Source organism: Nodosilinea sp. LEGE 07298 (genome assembly GCF_015207265.1).
GTDB lineage: Bacteria > Cyanobacteriota > Cyanobacteriia > Phormidesmidales > Phormidesmidaceae > Nodosilinea.
In genome coordinates this window covers 1-5,893 of the sequence record NZ_JADEXE010000360.1, presented here as the reverse complement: position 1 = coordinate 5,893, position 5,893 = coordinate 1, and the positions used below count along the sequence as shown (strand labels likewise).

Here is a 5,893-nt window from a genome sequence, read left to right as displayed (position 1 = left end):
ACCCATAGGCCACCAATAGCCCAGCGAGCAAAGTTACCGACTTGGGTGCAGCTAGGGCAGCCATCCACCAGCCCCAGCCACCTACTCCCACAGCTAAAATTCCTAGCCACCAGGTAAACACAATCATGGCTTGATCGACTGTTGAGCTTCCAGAGACTCCTTAGAAGGTACCCTGAAGTTTGGCTGCAACTCCTGCGCAAAGGGCGACCTGGTCCAGGTTTACCAAGACTTCAAAATCAGTGTGTTTGTGACTGCTGAGCGTGGGGCAACCAGCATCGAAGAAGTCTGCCATAATCCTCAGCGTGTCAAGCCGTTATGCGATCGCGGTTATCTGAGTCAAAGAGCGCTATGAAACCCTACCAGGCCATTCCTATCTGTGACTGTGGTGAACCGCTGGTGCCCATTGAGGGCGATCGCGTCTCCCTGCTACAGCCCCACCCCTACCAGGCGTTGGGGGCACCCTACGGCCACCAGTCGCCCTACTACCTGCGAGTGGGTGTGCTCGCAGCCCTACTCCAGGCTCAGGAGGTGCTGCAAGAGCGGCAGCCGGGCTGGAAGATTCAGGTGTTTGATGCCTTTCGTCCCCTGGCAGTGCAGCAGTTTATGGTGGAGCGCACCTTTTTAGAGCAGGTGCAGGCCCGTGGATGGGGTGCTCAGATACTCACTGCGGCTCAGCGAGAAGCCGTCATGGCTGAGGTGATTCAGTTTTGGGCCGTACCCAGCGACGACCCAGCGACACCCCCACCCCACAGCACCGGGGCGGCGTTAGACGTCACACTGATGACCGAAATCGGCACTTTAGTAGATATGGGATCGCCGATTGACGAGGTATCGCCGCGATCGCACCCTGACCACTTTTCCGCCAGCACCCTGCCGAGCCAGCAGCAGTTTCATACCCATCGCACGCTGCTACATCAGGTAATGGAGGCGGCTGGGTTTCGCCGTCATCCCAACGAGTGGTGGCATTTTTCACTGGGCGATCAGCTGTGGGCCTGGCAGCGACGACAAGAAACCGGCCGCGAAGACTTTTTGGCTCACTATGGGCGAGCCTCGGTAGACTTGTGGGTACAGTGATACCACCAGGTACGCTCACCCTTGAGGAGGCAACGGCGATGAAGGTTTGGTCTCGGATACGCCTGTCGGCAATCGGTCGGGTTTGGGACGCGTTGCCTATTATCCTGGGGCTTTCCCTGGTGGCAGCAGTTCCGGTTCAGGCCCAATCCCCGGCTATTCTGCGATCGTCGCTACAGCTAGCGGTGTGCTTAAACGATTGGGATAGCGCGATCGCCCGGGCTGGCGAACTGGAAAAGGTGCCCGGCCTGCCGGTTAAGACCCAGGCCGAACTGGTGGTTTTACGCCGTCAAATGCAGCTGCTGCGTCAAAATCGGGCTGTTTTGACCAACATTGACGCCTGTCAGCCGGTGTTGGAAGGGTTTGGCCTGCCAGGCTACAGCGGGCGACCGTTACAGCTAGAGCGGGCCGCAGCATCCCAGGTGGGCCTCAGTAGCGCTACCCTAGTTCCAGACCGAACCATCCGACAGCTGGAGGCCTTCTGGCAGGCTGGGCTAGGGGTTAGTGCCGACACCCCGCTTGAGCCGCTGGCCGAGGCCCGGCGCATCAACACCCGCAGCGGCAGTGGTGTCTCTACGGGAGCTGTAAGCCGTTATGTCGATGTATACGCTTTTCTGGGCGCTGAGGGCGATACTGCCAGCCTGGCTCTAGACGTCATTCAGCAGCGGCCAGGGATACTCTACACCGACGACAGCGCCCTACTCTTCTTGTTTGACGCCGAGGGCCGACTGCTGAGCGAAGCCCGCACTACCTCAGTGCTGCAACCCCGGTTAGAGACTGGGCCTCTGCCCGCCGCAGGAGTTTTCTACGCCGCCGTAACCACCCCTCAGCACCGACCCGTGCTAGACGAAGGTGGATTCATAACCGGCTGGCAAGGCATTGGTACCAGCGCCGTCACCTACACACTGACGGTCAGAGGCGTGACGCCATCGCCGGAATTGGGCGCTGGGAACAGATAAGGGCATCCGCTTCCGTTTACTACGGCTGTCGGCAAATGCCAAAGACCGATGTAAACCCGTGCAGAAACGTCGTCTGCCCCACGGGGCCAATTTCGCCGCCGCAGAAAAAGCCGCCCAGAGGCAGCCCTGGCAGATACTGGGCAAACAGGCTGGAGTCGAAGTTAGCCTGGTCATAGAGCCCTTCGCCTCGCCCATTGCAGGCAAACATCAGGGCTCCGGCGGCTGTGGTAGACGCCTTGGCCTGGCGCTGGTAGCGCTGCAGCAGGTTTTCTAAATCGATCGCAGAGGTGTGGGCATCGCGCAGGTGAAACTGCACTCGCTGGCCAGGGCGCAGTCGATCGCCCACTGCGATCGCGCCCATTTTGGGGTCAACCCCCAGCAGGGTGCGAATCAAAAAATCGCCCTGGTCGAGGGTGAGTTTGAAACTGTCTTGGGCGACGCCAATAAAGAGAGAGCTTTGGGCTAGCTTGCGATCGCCTTCAGATAGCGTTTCAAAGAGTTCTTGCAAAATCTCCAGAGGTGGGCGGGGGGCGTCGCCATTGGCCGTGCCCAGGCTGAGTAGAATGTTGCGTTCGGCGTTGTCGACCCGATAGATGGGGCCAATCGGTCGGCATCCCTGGGCCACGATGGTATCTAGCACCAACGGCCCCGAGAGGGCAACGCCAACGATACCTTCAGTGTGTAGGCTGCGATCGCAAAATAGCCCACTGTGGCGATTAAAGCCGTCTATACCAGCCAACCCGCCAATTTTTACTCCACTGGGGTAGGCAAAATCTAGCCCCTGAAGCAGGTCATTGACGTTAGATGCAAAGGGATCAGCCATCAAAATAAACTGGGGATTTTGCTCTGGGGCTACCCCAATTAGCTCCGACCAGGCCGCAGGCGGGCTGTCTAGGTCGGGTAGGTCATCGCTCGACAAATGAAAGCTCTGTACCGATACACCTGGTAGTCTGGCCACCGTCAGGCTGAGGGCGGGGATATCTTCTAGTTCCTGAGGCTGACCCTGGGTATCGGTACCAACAATGCCGCCGCCGCCGCACCCCACCAGCGCTGGTATCGGCAGCAGACTTTGCAGCAGGGGCAACAGTCGGGCAAACTCACTGGTAAATGAGGCTGAAATAAACACCAACCCCAGGTCGGGGGTCGCCGTCAAACGTCCCTTGAGCTGCTCGACTACCTCCTTCACTGCCCCTTCTAGGGAAGGGCAGGTAGACACAGCGTTAGCCCACTCCATGGGTGGGTGGCCCAGTTGGGGAATGTCGGTCATCGGGTATGTCCCCTCCTCTTGTGGTTCCAGTCTAGATCGGAATGCTGATTACCTTGCCAGATCGACTCAGTCGCTTGGCTTGCCTACTGACCCTAGCGAACAATGTTCAGTAGGCACCCCCGACCGGGTAGGGATGTGTAATATGGATAATAGGTACTTCTACTGGGCCTCACCTCTACGAGCTGTTGGCCTAGGCCATGGGCGGGTAGCGCCAGGCCAGCGATTTTTCCTGTCAAGGGAGTAACCCTCCCCCCGTGGGGTAGAGTTTCCATCGTTAGGCCATCTAAAACAGTGAAGTATACTAAGCCTGAAGCCGGGATATTCCATTAAAATCCAGCGGATTCATCCCCCTCTAGTTACCAGGTGGCAGTCCCCCACGGTAGTTGTTTACATACGGTAAAGGAAGCAAATGAGCGAGAACATCAAAGAGCGCATTGAGAAAGAAATTGAAGACGCCCGGTCTGCCTGCGACGTCTCTGGCAGCAACTCTCAGGAGTGTGCCGCTGCTTGGGATGCCGTAGAAGAGCTTCAGGCTGAAGCTTCTCACCAGCGCGATAAGGGGACGGACAGAACCTCCCTAGAGACCTATTGCGACAACAATCCTGAAGCTGACGAGTGCCGGGTCTACGACACCTAAGCGATCGGGAATTGTCTCCGAGAACTTAAAACATCCTAAAGAAACGTCCTGGCCACCGGGGCGTTTTTGGCATTTTTGCCATCTTGAAATACTCTCTCAAATCCGACTGTTCTGATCGAGGTAGCTATGGCGCTAATGGTTTACGGCATTCCCAACTGTGGCACCTGCAAAAAGGCGCTGCAATGGCTCGACAGCCGCGCCATTGCCTACGAGTTTATCAATACCAAAGACTGTCCCCCTAGCTCAGAGCTGGTGACCGCTTGGGTAGACGCTCTGGGTAGCAAGGCCATGCGCAACACCTCAGGGCTGTCATACCGTGCCCTGGGTGACGAAAAGCAAGGTTGGGGTGATCTGGAATGGATCAAGGCCTTTAGTCAGGATGCCATGCTGCTGAAGCGACCCTTGTTCGTCAAGAATGGTAAGGCGGTGTTGGTAGGTTTTCGGGCCTCTGAGGCGATGTTGATGGAGGTGCTGGCTGAGTAGATGGGTAGGTGAAATGAAAACGAGATGGTGAAGGGTGGGTGAGGGCAAAAATAAGGCTCCAATCCTGAAAAGAATTGGAACCTTACGTGAGGGCACGATTACCTTTGCGGTGCGGATAGAGCCCTTAGTCGATGGTACGCTTGACCTGATCTTTGGCATCTTCAACGGAGTGGCGCACCTTAGCTTCAGCCTGCTTAGCCTTACCTTTGATTTGGGCTTCGCGATCGCCGGTTAGCTTGCCGCTAGCTTCTTGGGCTTTACCCTCGATATCTTTAGCTGTAGCCTTGGCCCGATCTTCAATAGACATAGTCTTTCATCTCCATATGATGGGCTTTTTACCCAAACTAGATCTTTTAGTCAAACCACTTCCTCTGTAGGGAGGTAGAGAAGGGGGCTCCACCAAAATGAAGGCATTGGAGTATCCTGAAGCATCATAGGCGGCATGGTTAGCAACGGAACGTGAATTCAGGGCTGGGGCTATGGAGTATTGGGAATTTCTGCTGCAAAAGGAGGGCGATCAAAGCTGGTTGCCCCTCGATTCGTCCCAGGTAGAAGTGCTGGAGGGCCGCTACCGAGTGATGGCCCATACTAGCCAAACCAATACCCCGGTATGCATTCAGATTAGTCAGCTGCTGCACGATAGTCAGGGGCAACGATCGGCCCTCCCAGGCGAATCTCCCAGACGTCGTACTCTGCGTCGGCAGGGCGATACCAACAACAACGGCTTGATGGTGGTGATGCCCTTTACCCGGCTGAGAGAGGGCACTTGGGATATTCAGTGCGCCAGTGGGGGTAATCCAGACGAAGCCAATTCACCTGATGAGGTGGCTCAAACGTGGTGCTATGCGGTGCAGCTGCGAGTGGTAGCCCAAGACTCTGCGGACGATGGCGACTGGTTTGCTGACGATGGCAGTGAAGGTCTGGGGGCGATCGCAATGTCTCGTTTGCAATCGGATTCCTTGGCCTCCAGTTCTGTACCTGTACCTGAAATTGACCTTGAAGCGACAGCGGCTGCCATGGATGCCTTTCAGGCGCAGTTGGCAGCGGGCTGGGCTGAAGAGACCTTACCCTATGGGCTGACTCTGCCCAACGCCGCGCTGCTGGGTAGCGAGGGCGAAAGCCTAGGGCTAGCGGCGACGGTGACAGGCCCGGCTACCAGTGCCACCCGCTTGCCGCTAACGCTGGTAGTGCGGTTGTCTGACCCCCAAACGGCAGCTACTCTAGCCCTGACTCCGGCACCATTGGCTGTGGCTACGCTACCTAGTACCATTACGATCAGCGTAGCGGTTCCCCCTGGGCTTTCAACTCGGTTGCTTCTAGGGGAAGTGGGGCTGCTGGTCGGGGCCGAGGTGATGGCTCTGCAGCGATTTACGGTCACGGTAGATGTGGCTTCGCTGTTTGATGCGATCGCTAATCAGGCTGAGACCGACGGCAATCTAGACGTCATCTTTCCGGCCGAGGTGGCCGAGGCAACGG

6 protein-coding genes and 1 pseudogene are annotated in these 5,893 nt (G+C 57.2%); 5 read left to right on the top strand and 2 right to left on the bottom strand.

Translation table 11 applies throughout. The features are described 5' to 3' along the window. Positions 1 to 348: 348 nt before the first annotated feature. The gene (locus IQ273_RS29275; RefSeq protein ID WP_194026634.1) at positions 349 to 1,074 is read left to right on the top strand and encodes a M15 family metallopeptidase; all 726 of its coding nucleotides are present in this window, start codon (positions 349 to 351) and stop codon (positions 1,072 to 1,074) included. Between the two features lie 38 nt (positions 1,075 to 1,112). Then, a complete protein-coding gene (locus IQ273_RS29270) occupies positions 1,113 to 2,030 on the top strand; it encodes a hypothetical protein (protein WP_194026633.1) in 918 nt (305 codons plus the stop codon). Positions 2,031 to 2,049: 19 nt separating this feature from the next. Here the strand turns inward: IQ273_RS29270 and IQ273_RS29265 are convergent, their stop codons facing one another. After that, complete coding sequence (locus IQ273_RS29265) at positions 2,050 to 3,297, bottom strand: FIST N-terminal domain-containing protein (protein ID WP_278000605.1); 1,248 nt, start codon at positions 3,295 to 3,297, stop codon at positions 2,050 to 2,052. A gap of 409 nt (positions 3,298 to 3,706) precedes the next feature. Here IQ273_RS29265 and IQ273_RS29260 point away from each other — a divergent pair, with 409 nt between their 5' ends. Beyond that, positions 3,707 to 3,934: a Calvin cycle protein CP12 gene (locus IQ273_RS29260; protein WP_194026632.1), complete on the top strand. Its 228-nt coding sequence runs from the start codon at positions 3,707 to 3,709 to the stop codon at positions 3,932 to 3,934. Between the two features lie 126 nt (positions 3,935 to 4,060). Next, complete coding sequence (locus IQ273_RS29255) at positions 4,061 to 4,417, top strand: Spx/MgsR family RNA polymerase-binding regulatory protein (protein WP_194026631.1); 357 nt, start codon at positions 4,061 to 4,063, stop codon at positions 4,415 to 4,417. Between the two features lie 124 nt (positions 4,418 to 4,541). On the opposite strand, the gene IQ273_RS29250 is transcribed toward IQ273_RS29255, so the two are convergent. After that, entirely contained in the window at positions 4,542 to 4,724 is a 183-nt protein-coding gene (locus IQ273_RS29250; RefSeq protein ID WP_194026630.1) for a CsbD family protein, read from the bottom strand. Between the two features lie 172 nt (positions 4,725 to 4,896). On the opposite strand from IQ273_RS29250, the pseudogene IQ273_RS29245 reads away from it, so the two are divergent. Beyond that, positions 4,897 to 5,893, top strand: a pseudogene (locus tag IQ273_RS29245) (hypothetical protein); the annotation flags it as partial.

Coding starts and splice junctions, on each gene's coding strand:
- IQ273_RS29250 (WP_194026630.1), bottom strand. CDS start 4,724: ATGTCTATTGAAGATCGGGCCAAGGCTACAGCTAAAGATATCGAGGGT.
- IQ273_RS29255 (WP_194026631.1), top strand. CDS start 4,061: ATGGCGCTAATGGTTTACGGCATTCCCAACTGTGGCACCTGCAAAAAG.
- IQ273_RS29275 (WP_194026634.1), top strand. CDS start 349: ATGAAACCCTACCAGGCCATTCCTATCTGTGACTGTGGTGAACCGCTG.
- IQ273_RS29270 (WP_194026633.1), top strand. CDS start 1,113: ATGAAGGTTTGGTCTCGGATACGCCTGTCGGCAATCGGTCGGGTTTGG.
- IQ273_RS29265 (WP_278000605.1), bottom strand. CDS start 3,297: ATGACCGACATTCCCCAACTGGGCCACCCACCCATGGAGTGGGCTAAC.
- IQ273_RS29260 (WP_194026632.1), top strand. CDS start 3,707: ATGAGCGAGAACATCAAAGAGCGCATTGAGAAAGAAATTGAAGACGCC.